Annotated in this window: 14 protein-coding genes; 9 read left to right on the top strand and 5 right to left on the bottom strand. The window is 59.4% G+C overall.

The features are described 5' to 3' along the window. Positions 1-314: 314 nt before the first annotated feature. The 4 genes from WC811_RS09140 to WC811_RS09155 all read right to left on the bottom strand — a co-directional run bounded on the left by WC811_RS09140 (position 315) and on the right by WC811_RS09155 (position 4,178). Complete coding sequence (locus tag WC811_RS09140; RefSeq protein WP_372643331.1) at positions 315-1,331, bottom strand: methylene-tetrahydromethanopterin dehydrogenase N-terminal domain-containing protein; 1,017 nt, start codon at positions 1,329-1,331, stop codon at positions 315-317. A 628-nt stretch (positions 1,332-1,959) separates the two neighbouring features. Next, positions 1,960-2,535, bottom strand: coding sequence for a DUF308 domain-containing protein (locus WC811_RS09145; protein WP_372643333.1), 576 nt, complete (start codon positions 2,533-2,535; stop codon positions 1,960-1,962). A gap of 78 nt (positions 2,536-2,613) precedes the next feature. Then, a complete protein-coding gene (locus tag WC811_RS09150) occupies positions 2,614-3,195 on the bottom strand; it encodes a TetR/AcrR family transcriptional regulator (RefSeq protein WP_372643335.1) in 582 nt (193 codons plus the stop codon). A 149-nt stretch (positions 3,196-3,344) separates the two neighbouring features. Further along, the gene (locus WC811_RS09155) at positions 3,345-4,178 is read right to left on the bottom strand and encodes an oxidoreductase (protein WP_372643338.1); all 834 of its coding nucleotides are present in this window, start codon (positions 4,176-4,178) and stop codon (positions 3,345-3,347) included. Between the two features lie 52 nt (positions 4,179-4,230). Here WC811_RS09155 and WC811_RS09160 point away from each other — a divergent pair, with 52 nt between their 5' ends. The 8 genes from WC811_RS09160 to WC811_RS09195 all read left to right on the top strand — a co-directional run bounded on the left by WC811_RS09160 (position 4,231) and on the right by WC811_RS09195 (position 11,848). After that, positions 4,231-4,884: a TetR/AcrR family transcriptional regulator gene (locus WC811_RS09160; protein ID WP_372643341.1), complete on the top strand. Its 654-nt coding sequence runs from the start codon at positions 4,231-4,233 to the stop codon at positions 4,882-4,884. A 418-nt stretch (positions 4,885-5,302) separates the two neighbouring features. Next, positions 5,303-5,713 (top strand): hypothetical protein, encoded by a 411-nt coding sequence (locus tag WC811_RS09165; protein ID WP_372643343.1) that lies wholly within the window; start codon positions 5,303-5,305, stop codon positions 5,711-5,713. Between the two features lie 220 nt (positions 5,714-5,933). After that, a complete protein-coding gene (locus WC811_RS09170) occupies positions 5,934-7,205 on the top strand; it encodes an NAD(P)/FAD-dependent oxidoreductase (protein ID WP_372643345.1) in 1,272 nt (423 codons plus the stop codon). Positions 7,206-7,271: 66 nt separating this feature from the next. Further along, complete coding sequence (locus WC811_RS09175) at positions 7,272-8,168, top strand: ABC transporter permease (protein WP_372643348.1); 897 nt, start codon at positions 7,272-7,274, stop codon at positions 8,166-8,168. Continuing rightward, positions 8,165-9,001: an ABC transporter permease gene (locus tag WC811_RS09180; protein ID WP_372643350.1), complete on the top strand. Its 837-nt coding sequence runs from the start codon at positions 8,165-8,167 to the stop codon at positions 8,999-9,001. The genes WC811_RS09175 and WC811_RS09180 overlap by 4 nt, the downstream gene beginning before the upstream one ends. A 23-nt stretch (positions 9,002-9,024) precedes the next feature. Next, on the top strand, positions 9,025-10,089 hold the full coding sequence (locus WC811_RS09185; protein WP_372643353.1) for an ABC transporter substrate-binding protein: 1,065 nt from the start codon (positions 9,025-9,027) through the stop codon (positions 10,087-10,089). A gap of 54 nt (positions 10,090-10,143) precedes the next feature. After that, positions 10,144-10,770 (top strand): cupin domain-containing protein, encoded by a 627-nt coding sequence (locus tag WC811_RS09190; RefSeq protein ID WP_372643356.1) that lies wholly within the window; start codon positions 10,144-10,146, stop codon positions 10,768-10,770. Continuing rightward, the gene (locus tag WC811_RS09195; RefSeq protein WP_372643359.1) at positions 10,760-11,848 is read left to right on the top strand and encodes an ABC transporter ATP-binding protein; all 1,089 of its coding nucleotides are present in this window, start codon (positions 10,760-10,762) and stop codon (positions 11,846-11,848) included. Before WC811_RS09190 ends, WC811_RS09195 begins: the two co-directional genes overlap by 11 nt. 37 nt (positions 11,849-11,885) lie before the next feature. Here the strand turns inward: WC811_RS09195 and WC811_RS09200 are convergent, their stop codons facing one another. Next, complete coding sequence (locus WC811_RS09200) at positions 11,886-12,656, bottom strand: DeoR/GlpR family DNA-binding transcription regulator (protein ID WP_372643362.1); 771 nt, start codon at positions 12,654-12,656, stop codon at positions 11,886-11,888. Positions 12,657-12,784: 128 nt separating this feature from the next. Here WC811_RS09200 and WC811_RS09205 point away from each other — a divergent pair, with 128 nt between their 5' ends. Beyond that, entirely contained in the window at positions 12,785-14,371 is a 1,587-nt protein-coding gene (locus WC811_RS09205; RefSeq protein WP_372643365.1) for an amino acid permease, read from the top strand. The last annotated feature ends 47 nt before the right edge of the window (positions 14,372-14,418 follow it).

Raw genomic sequence — 14,418 nt, forward strand, 5'->3', positions numbered from 1 at the left:
ATAATCGGAACGGCATTTGCTGAATGGCGCGCCAACGAGCTAGCTCTACTTGGGAACGCGAGATTTAATGGCGATGAATTAAAAAGATAAGCACGTTGCGGCGCTCGGGATATGGCCGCTCATAGAAGAAATCTCGATTCAGCTCGGCAATTAATTTGCTAAAATACCAAATCTTTCCGGCAAAACATGTTTGAACATCCCGGTTGTTGACCAGAGCTGCGATGCCAGTATGGCTTCACCTTCCCCCGACGAATCGCCGCGCTGACTTTCTCGCGTGGATAACGCCGGGGAAGAGCTGCGCCACAAGCCGCCTATCATTTCCTAAGCCGGACGAGCTTTCGCGCGACTTCGAAGGCATGCGTAAAATCCAACATCATCGGATTTTGTGCGTCGATCATCTGGCGGAGCAATTTCGCCTGGGTCTTGTATTTGATGTCGCCGATCGCGAGTGGTCCGACTGACGCGATCGCTGATGACGGCAGGCTGGCGCCGAAGTCAAAGAGCTCCACACCCTCGATGCCCGATGGCGGAACAGCATTGACGTCGGCGACGACTTTGAGCTTTTTCGATCCCCGCAGATGCTTGGAACCGAGCACCCGAATACCAGCGGCAGCCGCACAGAGAACAATATCGGCGCGCGCTACGATTTTGGCCTTATCCGTATCGCGACCACCCAGAACCGGAACGAGATCGACGCCAAAGCGCTCCTTTGCGGCCCGCGTCAACGGCTTTAGCGGTTTCAGTCCCATGTGAGACACCACTTCGACCTTTGCGCCTTGTAAAGCAGCGATGACGGCGGAAGCAAATCCCACAACGCCCGTCGCTCCAAATACGGCAACGGTTGCGCCCTTGAGCGGCCGCGAGGTCTTGCTCCGAAAGACTTCCTCGACGCAAGCGACCATTGCTGCCGCTGTCGTGAACGAACCGCCCGGATCCGCAAGAGCCGATAATGTGAAGGGTGGAACGAGTGCAGATTTTGCGGCGGCAAGCATGTCAAGCGCGAGCAGCGCATCCTTGCCCCCGATAAAGATCGCCGTACGGCATCCATATTGGGGAGGTCTCGAAAAGATCGCGTCCTGCACCAATCCCCGCGCGTGTTCCAAAAGGACGTTCGTATGCGGGATAACAACGTTGAAGCCGGCATCGACGGCCATGTTGACGTCGAAAGGACTTGCAAATGCCTGAGTTGAAAGGAAATGCAAGATTGGCGTCGCCTTTACGGTCTTTTTTCGCGGCGCCGATCGCTTGGGCTGGCGGCTCGGTTCGCCCTCAAAATTGACAACGACATCATCGGGTTCGGCTTTTATCCGCAGAGACTCGTCCATCGACATCGCAAAATCCCCTTCGTACTCGATCCGAATGCCGAGGCTGGCCTGGCAAATCGGAAATCGACGCTCCACCTGTGTCGGCGGCGAATTGCTCGGTTAAAGCTGGTCTGAAAGGCAAGGTACATGCCGCCTGGACGGCGGCTCATCGACCAACGGCATCATGCCATCGACACCATTCGGTAATCGGGTCGCTTATTCAGGTTATATTCTGTGGCGGAAATTTTTTATTAAGAGCAGATAGAATAGCCGCCCATTTCATCGATTCAAATAAATGTATATCCACGTCATAAGCTGTGATGTATTTTTGTGCATTTAGAAAATGTTCTGATTAAACAAACTCAGTGCGGGCGAAAAGGCAAGCCGGGGCGCTGACCGCAAGATGCTGCTCGGACACCTTTACTCCTTCCGATGACAATATGCTGTTGTGCTGGATTCTTCGGGATCAAAAATAAAGCGCTAATTAATGAGGTCGACTTCAACTCTAAACACCGGAGATAGACTGCGGCACCGACAGCGGACGTTGGCGCGCTGCTTTCAGGTTCCAGATGGGTCGGCTCAGCCGGCCCACCTTGTCATAGCTCCGACGGCTCAGACAAAAAAAGCATCGTCTGCCTCGATGCTCCCTCTGCGATCAAGCAGACTTCCGGCGCCAATCACGCGTGATCAGCCATACGGCAGAAATCAGGAAATAGAGCGCGCCCACGCCGGCGTATCCGGCGATGTTGCCGATCGAGGGCGCCTCCGGCATGTTCGCCTGCGCGATGAAAAACCCTCCGGCCAACGCCGACTGCGCGCCGCTCAAGACCATCGCCCATTGGGCGCCGTAACTTTTCCAGCGGCGGATTGCAGTTGCGAGTTGGAGAAGTCCTGCGAGGATTGCCCAGGCTCCGAACACGCCGAGCACTTGGTTCATGCCTGTCTGGAGCGCCACAACGACTGCGATCGTTGTCGCCAAGCTGACGACGACGTTGACGCTCTGAGTTCGATTCTGAGCTAGGCCGCCGCTTCGCGCCGCATCGATGTAATTCGCGACGGCATCCCACGCGGGATAGACGGTCAGCAAGACCGCCGCGACGGTTGCATCATGTCGGCCGATTGACAGCGCAAGCGTCACCCAAAGAACCGAAAACGCTGCCCGGAAAAAATAGTACTGCGTCAGCCATCGTTCTTCGGTCGAAGGCTCAATGTCTTGATAGTGGGTTGTCATATCATGGTCCTCTCAGTTTAATCTATCTATTAGTTGGTAGATTATGAGCACATACCGAACGTGGGGGAGCAGCGTCGTCTAGCGGGCAGAAAGCCGGTCCAGAAGCGGCTTGATGACGAGTCCGAACGTCTTGGGGTCGCCATAGGCCCGCGCCGAGAGCATCGCGCCATGAACGATCGCCATGAAAGCTTCGGCTTCGACGCGCGGAGAACTCGTGAGCTTAAGCTGGCCCTGCAGCGCTCCTCGTTCGAAGACCGAAGTAAGCCAAGCCGACAGCGACCGAAAATGCGCCCTGACCTCGAGCGCAATCTCTTCGGGAAGGATAGGAAGTTCGCTGGCGAGGAGGGCGCAAACGCAAAAAGGCACGCTCGCGTCGTTGATGCAGGTCTCCCAGAAGCCTGCATATTTCCGCAAGATGTCGACCGGATCGGGGGCGTGGCGTTCCAGTTCGGCGATGCCTGCTTCGACGTCCTCGCGGTAACGCGATACGAGGGTACGGACGAGATCGACCTTGCTCGGAAAGTGATGGTGGATGCTCGGCTTGCGGATGCCCACCACATCCGCGATATCGGCGTAGCTGAAGCCGTTATAGCCCCCCGCAATAATCAGGTTGCGGGCGCAGGCCAAGATTTCGTCAGCCGTCGAGGATACATTGCTCATATTCGTGTCCTACCATCTAGTAGGGCGAACAGTCAACGGCTCCGTTTAAGCCGCCATGCGGCTTGTTGGGACGCAGCGGCGCAATGACGGACCACTCAAAAGTCGAAATCTCGTAAGGGCCTTGGCTCGACGCACCGGCGTCTATGCCATCATGATGCGAAGTTCGTCGAGCGCGACAGGGCATCCCAGGCCGCGATCTCCGTCTTCATGTGATCGAGCTTCTGCGCCACGAGGCCAAGCGCATCCTCGCCGAGGAACAGGCGCGTCGGCGGCTTCTCAGCCTCAACCAGCCGAAGCAGGGCTTGCGCCGCCTTGTCGGGGTCTCCGGGTTGGTTCCCGCTCTTCGCTTGCCGCGCGGCACGCATCGGGTCCATGACCGGATCGTAGTCGCTGATGCTGCGTGCCGTGCGATCCATCGAGCGCCCCGCCCAATCGGTGCGGAATTGGCCCGGCGCCAGTGCGGTGACGTGGATACCGAAGGACGCTATCTCCTTGCCGAGGGACTCCGAGATCCCTTCAAGCGCGAATTTGCTGCCGCAATAGAAGCTGATGCCCGGCATGGTGATAAAACCGCCCATGGAGGTGACGTTGACGATGTGTCCGCGTCGCCGCTCGCGCATGCCCGGCAGCACGGCTTTGATCATCGCAACCGGGCCGAAGACGTTGGCCGCAAACTGACGCTGTAGGTCGTCGATGGACGATTCTTCGAGAACGCCTTCGTGGCCATAGCCGGCATTGTTCACCAGCACGTCAACCGGTCCCGCCTCCCGTTCGGCGGTGCGAACAGCCGCCGGAACGGCCGCGTAGTCCGTGACATCCAGCAAGAGCGGAAACGCGCGCTCCGACGTGCCAAAGCTCTCGGCGTCTGCCGCACGGCGCACGGTGCCGATCACACGATGACCGTCAGCCAGAGCAGCCGCGGCAAAGGCACGGCCAAGGCCGGAGCTGACGCCGGTGATAAGGAAGGTTTTGGGTTGGGTCATAGGAACTCCACGTCGCGATTGTTTTTCGATTTATATCATGATATAAAATCTTATGACCCGTGACAAGTCCCGGATTGAACAGCCGAAGCAAACCACGCGCGAGCGCGTTCTCGATGCAGCCGAGCGCCTGCTTATGCAGGGCAGCGCTGCCTTTTCTATGCGCGAACTTGCTGAAGAAGCGCGAATGAGTTTCGCGACGCCCTTCAACCAATTCGGCAGCAAAGCTGCGATCATGCTCGCGCTGTCGGCACGCCGCATCGACACCATGCGTGACCAGCTTGTCCGGGCTACGCTTCCTGAAAGCGCGGTCGGGCGTGTGCTCATGGCGGTCGATATTGCGGCGGCAGTCATGCTGAGCGCACCGGCCATGAATCGCTCTGTTATGGGTGCGATCAGCGCGCCGAGCGACGAACCTGGTAATGTGTTTTCGCGCTCAAGCGCGTTTTGGGCCGAGGCGCTTGGGGCGGGGGATGGGCTCGCCTCTGCGACGCGTTCGATGGCGATGGCTGCGCTTCCCGATCAGCTTGCCGTCGCCTTTCGCGGCGTGCTGTCGTTCTGGACGGCAGGCGAGCTTTCGGACCAACTTTTGAGGCAGCGTGCTCGCGCTGCGGCGGCAGCGGTTCTTCTCGGCTTTATTGGACGTGACGGCCGAGCCGAGCTTCTGGTGCTTCTAGAAGCTGCGTCAGGTCTAAAGAGTTCGAGTTAAAGCTAGCGTTCGCGCGAGTTCTCTGCTGTTCCGATGCCAGAGACGTCATTTCTGCTTCAGGCGCAGATCATCGTCCGGGCTGATGTCGTTGATGTCGAATGGACCATTGGCGACGACTTTGAGGATCACCCCTCCATCGCCCGCCCAGACGTAATGCGGATGCCCGCCGGCAGCGCAAGCACCGAACCTGAAGGACCGCGTTCGGGTCGAGAGGAGCGAAACGTCCGCTCCTCGACACCCGGAGAGTCAGAATTCGCTCAAAGAAAAGTGAACATTCGTGTTGGATAGATTCACTTCTTTTCGGCGGGCGAGGCCATACGTCAACAGCATGCGATCTCAAAGCTCGTTCGCGAGATGCAGCGGGGGGCGCGGTAAGTTTTTCGGATCGCGGATTTAACCCTTCGAAGGAGATCCGGACATGTCTCGTCTGAACATCAGTGGTGGAATCGTCGCGGCGTCCCTTATGCTTTTTGGCCTGCCGATTTCCGCCTATGCGCTTGTCGACAATCCCGCGGGCGCCGTTTCGCAAACGCCACCGTCAGTGATCGTCTTCAATCAAAAGCCGAAAGGCGAAGAGATTACCGTCACGTATGCGTTCATGCCGTCGGCGGGCAATCTCGTTATTTACGGCTCTAACCACTCAGGAAAACACGATGCCAAAACCATCGGCAGCGTGAAGCTGGAAGCCGGAGACCATCACAACATCGGCGTGAAACTCGACAAGGACGTTCCGGCTGGGACATCCTTGTGGGCTTCGCTCACGAATTCGAACCAGAAGTCGTTCTGGAAAGCGTCGCTGCCGTCGGCTAACGAATTTCTTATTGAATAGGCAGCCGCGATCCTCGCGAGCGTCGATTCAAAAAATGCGTCGGATGGCGAGACCTCCGGCGCATTTTTTTGGACGACGCCGACGGCCTGCTACGCCGAGGCTTCCTGCGCGAACCTAAAATATCGCTGACGGCGCGAGGCCTCTTTACAAGTTTTCATAAAAATGAAAAGTTCTCCGGCATCTTCATTCGCAGAAGGATGCGAAAATCGTGGCTGCCTTCATGACGGCGTCAGCATGGACCGAAGCGCCTTCAACGCCGTTTCCGAATGATCCGTTGACGCAAAACGAAAGCTGCGATCTTGCAATTGTCGGCGGTGGAATTCTGGGGCTTTGCTCAGGTCTCCATGCCGCGCGGGAGGGACTTTCGGTCCGCATCGTCGACGCGGCAAGCGTTGGCGACCGGGCGTCGGGACTCAACGGCGGCCAGGTCATCGCTGGCTTCAAATATGACCCGGGCTGGCTCGTCGCGCATTTCGGCGAGAAGCGCGGCGCGGCATTGGCGCAGTTTGGGGCGTCGACGCCGGATGCCGTGTTCGACCTCATCGCACGCGAGAAACTTGATGTACCGCGCCAGGCGAGCGGATGGATTCAAGCGGCGCACTCCGACGTCGCTATGCGCGCTATCGAACAGCGCGCCAAACAGTGGATCGCATACGGCGTTCCCGCGAAAATTCTGAACGTCGCGGAAGTCACGCGACTGACGGGCGCACGCGGATATCTCGGTGGCTGGCATGACCCGCGCGGCGGCGCGATCCAACCCTTCGCGTACACGCGTGAGCTGGCGCGCATTGCCGTCGCGGCGGGCGTACGCATTGCGGAACATACGCGAATTACAAGGCTAAACCGGGAAAATTCGGCCTGGGTTCTTCAAACGGCGGATGGCAAATCGCTTCGCGCCAAGAGCGTCATCATCGCCACAAACGCGTATGCCGACGGCCTCGTCCCGGGCCTCGCGCGGACGTTATTGCCGCTGCATTCCTTCCAGATTGCGACCGAGCCGCTCTCCGACGAAGTTTTGTCAACGATTTTGCCGGAAGGCCAGGTCGTTTCGGATTCACGCCGTATCGTTGTCTATTATCGGAAAGGGCCGAATGGGCGGATGCTGCTCGGCGGGCGCGGTTCGATGGCCGAACCAACGGACCCGAAAGCGTGGTCGCATCTTGAACACGCGCTGAAGCGGCTCTATCCGGCGCTTGCCGACGTCGCGATCGAAAAGCGTTGGTATGGGCGCGTGGCCATGACGCTCGACCACCTACCGCATGTCCACGAGCCGGAGCCCGGGTTGATCATCGCGGCCGGATGCCAAGGGCGCGGGGTCGGGCTCATGACTGCGCTCGGCCCGCGCCTCGTCGACTATCTCGCATCAAGGGACGCCGAGCGAATTCCCTTTCCGATCACTCCGATACGGCCGATTCCGTTTCATGCCTTCCGCAACATCGGCATCAGCGCCGCGATAGCGTGGTACCGGCTCGTGGACATGCTGGAGCGGTAAAAAATACTGCGATTGACTTTTTCGTGAATGTGAAAAAAACTCTCAAGAGTTCAGGATTGCGAGCTTATGAGCGTTTCCGCCGAAACTGACTTCACGGCACCGGCCGCTTCGAAGCGCCGCCAGCGGCTATTCCAATTCGGAATGTCGGTTCCCGGCGCATTGGCGACATCGATCCTGGTGCTTTTCGCGCTCGGCGTGGTGCTGTTTCTTGGCTTCAGGACGAATGACGGCTCGTTGCTCGGCGGCGGGGTGACATTCAAGAATTTTTCGGACGCTTTATCGGATCCGCTTTACGCGACGGTCATTCTGCGGTCGCTGGCGATCGCGGGCTTCGTCACACTTGCGACCGTGGCGACCGCCTATCCGGTCGCGTTCTATCTGGCGTTTCACGCCGGCCGGCACCGTGGGCTGCTGCTGTTCGTCGTTACGCTGCCGTTCTGGACGAGCTATCTGCTGCGCGTGTTCGCGTGGAAGGTCGTGCTGGCTTACAACGGCGTCTTGAATTCGGCGCTGCTATCGGCCGGAATAACGTCAGAGCCGATTTTGGCGTTCTTGAACACGCCCGCGGCGGTCGTTGTCACGCTGGCGCACGCCTATGCGGCGTTCGCGATCCTGCCGATTTACGTCGCTCTCGAGAATGTTCCGCGATCCTTGATCGAAGCCGCTGAAGATCTCGGCGCGCGGCCGTTCACGGTCTTCCGCCGAGTGATTTTGCCGATCTCGATGCCGGGCGTCATGGGCGCCGCGCTCGTCGTTTTCGTGCCGACTGTCGGCGATTACGTTACGCCCGCGCTCGTCGGCGGCCCGAGCAGCACGATGATCGGCTCAATGATTCAGGCGCAATTCGGAAAGGCCAACGACTGGCCGTTCGGGGCGGCGCTTGCGGTCATCGTGATGCTCGTGATCCTGGTTGTGGTGCTGATCGCACGGTTCGCCGACAAGCATTTCGGGAGCCGGACATGAGTGCGGCGCCGTCAAAAAACGCGACCTGGCTTAGGATCTATATCGTCGCGTACGTCGTGTTTCTCTATCTGCCGATCGCGATCATTCCGATATTTTCGTTCAACAACTCTGTACAGGCCGCGTTTCCGCTCAGCGGATTTACATTCGATTGGTATCGCAGCCTGCTGGATAACGAGAATCTGCATCGCGCTTTCGAAACGAGCCTGATCGTTGGATTGACGGCGGCATTCCTGGCGACGACGATCGGCGTCACCGTGGGCTATATGGAAATCGCCGGGGGCGACCGCATCTCGCGCACGATATCGGCGCTTGCGCGGCTTCCTATTCTTATCCCGGGCGTCATCGTCGGCATCGCGCTTCTGATCCTCGTCAATCTCGCAGGCCTTGGCCCATCGCGCGTCGCCATCGTGCTTGGCCATACGCTCGTCGCGCTGCCGACTGCGGTCGTCATCATGCGAAGCCGGTTTCTGGCATTGCCCAAGAGTTTCAGCGAAGTCGCGATGGATCTTGGCGCGCATGAATGGACGACATTCCGGCGCATCATCCTGCCGCTCGCGGCGCCTGCGATCGTATCGTCATTCATGCTGTCGTTTCTGACGTCGTTCGACGAGTTCATCGTCGCGTTCTTCCTGTCGGGGACGGAGCAGACGCTGCCTCTCTTCGTCTGGGGTCAGCTTCGCTTCCCCAAATCCCTTCCGAGCGTCATGGCGCTCGGTTCCGTCATTCTTTTAGCTTCGATCGTCATCGCGACTGCCGCCGAGTTGATCCGGCGACGCGGCGCGTTCGCGGACGATCTTCCGGTGACTGCCAAAGGAAATCTACCCATCTCTTGAACGCAAACGAGGAGTATCAAGTCATGCAAGGATTGACGACACGTAACGTGCTTCGCGGGGCCGCGGGTCTTGTGTCATTCATTGCGGCTCTCGCGTCGCCTGCGATGGCCGCAGACAAGCTCACGTACTTCACCTGGTCGGGCTATGAATTGCCGGCCTTCAACAAGAGCTTCCTAACCGCGCATCCGGACGGCGTCGAAACGTCGGTGTTCAGTGACGACGACGAAGCTTTCACCAAGGTAAAGGCCGGTTTCCATCCCGATCTCGCGCACCCCTGCTACGACAAGATCGCGCGCTGGAACAAAGAAGGCCTGCTGCAGCCGATCGATACGAAGCGCATCAAGAACTTCGATACCATCTTTCCGGTCTTCAAAGACCTTCCCGACATTCAAGCGGGCGACGGCAAGGTCTGGATGGTTCCGTGGGATTGGGGCAATACGTCGATCTTATACCGAACCGACCTAGTGAAGGACCCGGCGCCGTCGTGGACCTTGCTTTGGGACAAGCAATACACGGGACGCATCGCGACGATCGACGCCGTCCACGATACGCCTGTCGTCGCGGCCCTCTTGGCTGGCGTAAGCCCGTTCGATATGTCTCCCGCGGACCTCGACAAGGTCGCGGCGAAGCTGCGCGAGCAACGCCCGCTTCTCCGAGCTTACACGACGGACATGACCTCCGTCGAGCAGTCGCTCGCGAGCGGCGAACTCGTTGCGGCCATGACGTGGAACGCTTCGGCGACGACGCTTAAGAAGCAGGGCGTCAAGGTCGAATTCATGAAGCCGAAGGAAGGCATGCTGACCTGGGCCTGCGGATTAGTGATGCTGAAGGACGCCAAGAACGTCGATCTCGCGTACGACTTCATCAACAGCCGTCTCGAAGGCGATTCAGGCAAGGAACTCATCACGCAATATGGCTACGGCAGCGCGTCGAGCGCAGCGTTCGCTCTCGTGCCGAAGGAAGAACTCGACCGCCTGCAGCTTCCGGCCGACCCGAACATCGTGCTGAAGACCACGGTCTTTACCGGCCCGATGAAGCAGAACGACGAGCTCGCAAAGATGTTTGAAAAGGTCAAGGCGGGCGGCTGATCGCACTCCGATTGGAAACGCAGAATGCCGAATTTTCAGAGAAGGGCTACAAACGTGCGACGGATAAAAATTACAGACGCGCGCCAGGACGCCTCGGACCAGACGCCATCGGAGGCAGACGTCCGTCTTGGCCGCCGTATTCGTGCGCTCCGTCTCGAACGAAAACTCGGCATTACGGAAGTCGCCCAGCGCGCCGGTATTTCGGTCGGCGCGCTGAGTCAGATCGAACGCGGCCTGACTTCGCTGCGGATCCGTGTGTTGTGGCCGCTGGCCGCGGCACTCGGCGTCGAGCCGCACAGTCTTCTTTCGAACGACCAGGAGACGACGGGTGACCTTTACGTCGTCCGCGCCTCGGGACGAAAAGAGATTCCGGTGCGTTCTGAAGGCATGCGCAAGGAACTTCTTTCGCCGCCCGGCTCGGTGCTGACGGGCCTTCTGGTGCACGTTGAGCCGGGCGGTGGGACGGGCGAATCTTATAGCCATGCGGGCTATGAATTCGGGCTCGTTAAAAAGGGACAGGTCGAGTTGACGATCGACAGCGTCATTTATCTTTTGAAAACCGGCGACAGCTTTGCGTTCAAGAGCACGTTGAAACACTCATTCCGCAATCGCGGCAAAGAGCGGTGCGAGATCGTGTGGATCAATACCACGAAGTCGACAGAGATCCGTAATGGCGACTGACCCGCTCCTGCGCCTCGACGGAGTATCGAAAGTTTTCGACGGTGGGACGATCGGTCTCGATAACGTCACGCTCGACATTGCGCACGGCGAGTTCGTCAGTCTTCTTGGGCCGTCGGGGTGCGGAAAGACGACCAGCCTACGTGTGATGGCCGGTTTCGAATCCCCGACCAGCGGCCGCGTTCTTCTTGACGGCAAAGACATCACCGATCTACGGCCCTACGACCGGCCACTCAACACGGTGTTCCAGGATTACGCACTTTTTCCGCACATGAACGTGTCGGAGAATGTCGGGTTTGGGCTGTCCTTGCGCAAGCTTCCGGCCGCCGAGGCCGACAAAAAAGTGAAGGAAGCGCTGGAACTCGTCGGGCTCAGCGACAAAATCCGTGCACGCGTTTCGATGCTATCGGGCGGCCAGCGTCAACGTGTTGCGCTCGCGCGCGCGCTCGTCTGCTCGCCGCGCGTTCTGCTGCTCGACGAACCGCTGTCGGCGCTCGACGCTAACCTGCGCGAGCAGATGCAGATCGAGCTGAAACGGCTGCAGTCGCGGCTCGGCACCACGTTCATCATGGTGACGCACGATCAGGCCGAGGCCTTGTCCATTTCCGATCGCATCGTGGTTTTGAGTCGCGGCAGAATCGAACAGATTGCATCGCCCTCCGAGCTTTACGATGCGCCGACGACGCGCTTCGTCGCGGACTTCATCGGATCGATGAACGTACTCGACGCCGAAGTGCTGGAGACCACCGCCGAGGGCGTCCGCGTCTCAGCCGGACCGATGATCGTCGACATCCCGGCCGAGTGCGCAACGGCGGCGCCCCCGCGCGGCGCATCCACTCTCATCTGTATCCGACCCGAAGAGCTGACGGTGCAGACATTCCCCTCCGAACATACGGTCGCTGCTCAGATCACCTCGACCGTGTTCTATGGGCCGATGCTTCGGCTGTTCGTCGAAATCTCGGGCGGCCAGAAGTTGATGATCGATATAGGGCGACGCCGGTCCACGGAAACATTCGATGCCGGCACGACCGTTTACGTTCGTACTATCCGTGGCGCCGGGAGGGTTCTGGGCCAAGCCTAAGACGCGTCGGATTCGTCGTTGTTCGGGCCGCAGACCGCTAGCAAGCTTTGACCAACTCCGTGCCCGCATCGTTCAGGGCGCTGGCGATTTCGCCCGGCGGATCCGAGTCGGTGACGAGCCGCGTGACGGCATCGAGCGTTGCGACCTTGATAAGGCCGCCGCGACCGAACTTCGAAGCATCCGCGAGCACCGTGACGAAACGAGCTTGGGCGATCATGGCGCGCGCGACGTCAGCCTCGCGGACGTCGAAGTCGAGAATACCGACCGTCTCGACCGAACCGGCCGCTAGGACGGCGTGTGTCGCGTGGAAATGTCCGATCTGCTCGATGGCAAGAGGCCCCAGATTTTCCGTGCCGTCGGCGCGATATTCGCCGCCGATCAGGAATGTCGCGCTCGAGGGTCCGCGCGACGCGAGCGCAGCAATGGCCGCGGAATTGGTGATGATGGTCAATCCGGTCGCCGATGAGAGTTCTTCGGCAAACCACAACGTCGTCGTTCCGGTATCGACGAACAGGGTATCGCCGGGCTGAAACAACTGGACAGCGCGCCGGGCAATGGCACGCTTGGCGTCGGCATTTTCCAAAAGCCGGCCCTGGAACGAGCCTTCGACATCCTCCGTAAGTCTCGGCTCGGCGAGCGTCGCGCCGCCGTGAATCTTCCGTACACGGCCGCGCTCGGCCAAATCGGTGAGGTCGCGGCGGATCGTTTCTCGTGAGGTTCCAAGGAGTTCGGCCAGAGCGTCGACGGTCACACGCTCACGCTCACGGACGACCTGCTCAATCCGTTCCCGTCTATTGTTCGGTCGCATTATCGTTGCCTATTCGGTCATTCTGTTTGACTGTTCAGCAGTTCTGTCGGACCATACAAACAAATAACCTGCCTACATGGGCAAATTTTGTTTGGCCGGTTCCAATCATCCGCAACTGGGGGTTGAGCATGACACAGGACGAAGACACCAAAGTTCTCCACTCAATGGGCTACGCGCAAGAATTGTCGCGGCGCATGGGTGGATTCTCGAATTTCGCAATTTCGTTTTCGATTATTTGCATTCTCGCCGGTGGCATCACGTCGTTCCCGCTGGCGATGGCGACGGGTGGCGGCTTCGAAGCGACCATCGGCTGGATCGTTGGTGGTCTATTTGCTCTTGTCGTTGCGACTAGCCTCGGTCAGATCGCTTCGGCTTATCCGACTGCCGGTGCGCTGTACCACTGGTCGTCCATTCTCGGCGGCCGCGGCTGGGGCTGGGCAACCGCCTGGATCAACCTGCTCGGTCTGATCTTCGTCGTGGCGTCCGTCGACGTCGGCGTGTGGCTTTTGCTCCGCGACCTAGTGCTGGCCGGCGTGTTCCACATGGATGTGACGGCGTGGACGACGCTGGCGACCGATCCCCTTCCCGCTGGCATGACCATGGATCAGGTGATCGCGAACAACAACCACGCCTACTACGTACAGGTCGGCGCGGTCAGCGTCATCGTGCTGGCACAGGCGCTGGTCAATCACTTCGGCATCAAACTGACGACGCTGCTGACCGACTTCTCCGGTTACCTGATCCTCGTCGTCGCGGTCGTCCTGACCGCGATGTTCCTGATCTGGGGCGCAACCTGGGACTTTCACCGGGCCTTCACTTTCGTGAACAACACGGGCGAACCGGGCGGCGGCTACGTCCCCGAGCCGCGCACTGCATTGGTCGCCTTCCTCATCGGTCTTCTCTATCCGCTCTACACGATCACGGGCTTCGACGCTTCCGCCCATACCTCGGAGGAAACCGCCGACGCACGGCGGGCCGTTCCGCGCGGCATGATTCACTCGGTGTTCTGGTCACTGGTGTTCGGCTTCGTGATGGCACTTTCCTTCGTCCTCGCGAGTCCCGACCTCGCCGCGACAGCCAAGGACGGCGGCAATGCCTGGTTCAACTTGTTCAACAATCTTCCGGCGCCTACACCGCTCAAAGACGTGATCGCTATCTGCATCGTGATTGCGAACTTCATCTGCGCGCTTGCGGGCCTCACATCGACGTCGCGCATGATCTATGCGTTCGCTCGTGACGGTGGCCTGCCCGGTTCCAGCCTTTGGAAGCAGGTCAGTCCGCAATGGCGGACGCCGGTGCCTGCAATCTGGCTGGCTGCTGTTCTGTCGGTCGCGGCGACGCTTTACTCACCGGCCTTTGCGGCTCTGGCAGCGGGTTGCGCTCTGTTCCTCTATGTTTCCTACGTGATGCCGATTGCTGCTGGCATGCTCGCCGAAGGCAAAACCTGGACCGAGTTCGGGCCGTTCCGTCTCGGTTTCTGGTCGAAGCCGCTGGCGTTAATTTCCATCGCCGGTGTTTTGGTCCTCATGTACGCGGGCATTCAGCCTCCGTTCGACATCCTGATCAACTACGCGATCGGCTTGATCGTTCTCTTGATCGTCCTGTGGTTCGGTATTGAATCTCGCCGCTTCAAGGGGCCTCCGATCGGCGCTGAAATCGCGAGGCGGCAGGCCGAGATCGCCGCAGCCGAGAAAGCCGTCGGCGAGTCCGCCTAAATTCGACAACGACGAGAGCCGTGGGTTCAACAGACCCACGGCTTTTT

The organism is Hyphomicrobium sp., assembly GCF_041659645.1.
In the GTDB taxonomy this organism is placed as follows: domain Bacteria; phylum Pseudomonadota; class Alphaproteobacteria; order Rhizobiales; family Hyphomicrobiaceae; genus Hyphomicrobium_B.

Bases quoted from the DNA above. Each gene is read 5' to 3' on its own strand.
- WC811_RS09140 (WP_372643331.1), bottom strand. From the start codon at position 1,331: ATGTCGATGGACGAGTCTCTGCGGATAAAAGCCGAACCCGATGATGTC.
- WC811_RS09145 (WP_372643333.1), bottom strand. From the start codon at position 2,535: ATGACAACCCACTATCAAGACATTGAGCCTTCGACCGAAGAACGATGG.
- WC811_RS09150 (WP_372643335.1), bottom strand. From the start codon at position 3,195: ATGAGCAATGTATCCTCGACGGCTGACGAAATCTTGGCCTGCGCCCGC.
- WC811_RS09155 (WP_372643338.1), bottom strand. From the start codon at position 4,178: ATGACCCAACCCAAAACCTTCCTTATCACCGGCGTCAGCTCCGGCCTT.
- WC811_RS09160 (WP_372643341.1), top strand. From the start codon at position 4,231: ATGACCCGTGACAAGTCCCGGATTGAACAGCCGAAGCAAACCACGCGC.
- WC811_RS09165 (WP_372643343.1), top strand. From the start codon at position 5,303: ATGTCTCGTCTGAACATCAGTGGTGGAATCGTCGCGGCGTCCCTTATG.
- WC811_RS09170 (WP_372643345.1), top strand. From the start codon at position 5,934: ATGACGGCGTCAGCATGGACCGAAGCGCCTTCAACGCCGTTTCCGAAT.
- WC811_RS09175 (WP_372643348.1), top strand. From the start codon at position 7,272: ATGAGCGTTTCCGCCGAAACTGACTTCACGGCACCGGCCGCTTCGAAG.
- WC811_RS09180 (WP_372643350.1), top strand. From the start codon at position 8,165: ATGAGTGCGGCGCCGTCAAAAAACGCGACCTGGCTTAGGATCTATATC.
- WC811_RS09185 (WP_372643353.1), top strand. From the start codon at position 9,025: ATGCAAGGATTGACGACACGTAACGTGCTTCGCGGGGCCGCGGGTCTT.
- WC811_RS09195 (WP_372643359.1), top strand. From the start codon at position 10,760: ATGGCGACTGACCCGCTCCTGCGCCTCGACGGAGTATCGAAAGTTTTC.
- WC811_RS09200 (WP_372643362.1), bottom strand. From the start codon at position 12,656: ATGCGACCGAACAATAGACGGGAACGGATTGAGCAGGTCGTCCGTGAG.
- WC811_RS09205 (WP_372643365.1), top strand. From the start codon at position 12,785: ATGACACAGGACGAAGACACCAAAGTTCTCCACTCAATGGGCTACGCG.